The organism is Ilumatobacter nonamiensis YM16-303 (assembly GCF_000350145.1).
GTDB classification, from domain to species: domain Bacteria; phylum Actinomycetota; class Acidimicrobiia; order Acidimicrobiales; family Ilumatobacteraceae; genus Ilumatobacter_A; species Ilumatobacter_A nonamiensis.
In genome coordinates this window covers 1-1,590 of the sequence record NZ_BAOL01000356.1, presented here as the reverse complement: position 1 = coordinate 1,590, position 1,590 = coordinate 1, and the positions used below count along the sequence as shown (strand labels likewise).

General features: G+C 66.5%; 2 protein-coding genes. Both read left to right on the top strand.

Going from position 1 to position 1,590, the window contains the following annotated elements; genetic code table 11:
- Positions 1-66 precede the first annotated feature (66 nt).
- A complete protein-coding gene (locus tag ON45_RS20635; protein ID WP_040496706.1) occupies positions 67-828 on the top strand; it encodes a class I SAM-dependent methyltransferase in 762 nt (253 codons plus the stop codon).
- Positions 825-1,550, top strand: coding sequence for a polyamine aminopropyltransferase (locus ON45_RS20630; protein WP_040496704.1), 726 nt, complete (start codon positions 825-827; stop codon positions 1,548-1,550). Before ON45_RS20635 ends, ON45_RS20630 begins: the two co-directional genes overlap by 4 nt.
- Positions 1,551-1,590 lie beyond the last annotated feature (40 nt).

Genomic DNA, 1,590 nt, shown 5'->3' with positions numbered 1-1,590 from the left:
GCGCTCCGTGCGCGAACTGTTCACGAGAACGGTCGGTTCGACGCGATGAGTAGGGTGACGAGCCCGATGGCCCAGAACATCTACGACGATCCCGCGTTCCTGGCCGGATACGTCACGCTCGACCGTCAGGTCCGCGGACTCGACGGAGCTCCTGAATGGCCGGTCCTACGGTCGATGCTGCCCGACGATCTGGCGGGTCTGCGCGTCGCTGATCTCGGATGCGGCTTCGGGTGGTTCAGCCGGTGGGCGGACGAACACGGTGCGGACTCCGTACTCGGTGTCGACGTGTCGACCGAGATGCTGAAGCGGGCGCGCGCTGACACGGCGTCGGCGGCGATCGAGTACCAACTCGTCGACCTCGACCAACTGTCACTCCCCCGCGGTTCAGTGGATCTGACCTTCAGTTCGCTCACGTTCCACTACGTCGAGGACATCAGTCGGCTGTTCTCGACGGTCGCACACGCAACGGTGCCCGGAGGTCGCATCGTGTTCTCGGTCGAGCATCCGATCCTGAGCGCCCCGTCGTCGCAGCACTTGGAGACGAGCGCTGACGGCCGCCGGATCTGGCCGCTCGAGAACTACCTCGTCGAGGGCGAACGGGTCACGACCTGGTTCGTCGACGGCGTGATCAAACAGCACCGCTCGGTCGCGACCTACCTGAACACCCTCGTCGCTGCCGGATTCACCATCGACCGCATCGACGAATGGGGACCGAGTGCGGGACAGATCCGCGAGCGCCCCGAACTCGCCGACGAACTCCACCGCCCGTGGTTCCTGCTGGTCGCAGGGTCCCGACGCGACGACGCGCCGTCGGCCGCCGGCGCATGAGTCGGCTGTTCGAGGAACTCGACCGGCAGGCCACGCCGATCGGCGAGATCAGCCTCCGCCGCCGCCTCGAGCCGACGCTGCAGATCGATGTGTTCGAGGTGAAGATCGGCGAGGACGGACTGATGTCGAGCCTCATCACCGATGGGGAGGAGGCCGTCTCGACGCTGGGACTGGCCGCCACGGCCAACGACCCGCTCGACGTCGTGGTCGGCGGATTGGGACTCGGCTACACCGCCCGCACAGCGCTCGACGATCCGCGCGTGCGCTCACTGCGAGTCGTGGACGCATTGGCTCCGGTGATCGACTGGCATCGTCGAGGGCTCGTTCCCCTCGGCACGGCGCTGACGGACGACGGACGATGCGAGTTCGTGCATGCCGACTTCTTCGAGCTCGCGGCCGCGGACTTCGCGTTCGACGATGGTGCTCCGACCGCATTCGATGCCGTGCTGCTCGACATCGACCACTCACCCCGTCACCTGCTCGACCCGAAGAATGCCGCGTTCTACGAGCCGGCCGGGATGGCACGACTCGCCTCATGCGTGCGACCCGGCGGGGTGTTCTCGCTCTGGTCGAACGATCCTCCCGACGACCGGTTCGTCGAGGTCCTCGCCGACGCGTTCGACCGCGCCGCAGCCGAGGTCATCACCTTCGACAACGTCCTGACGGGTACGCCCACCGACAGCACGATCTACATCGCCACCATCGACCCCACGTTCTCGTGAACAGTTCGCCCACGGAGCGCGGGAACTGTTCACGAGAACG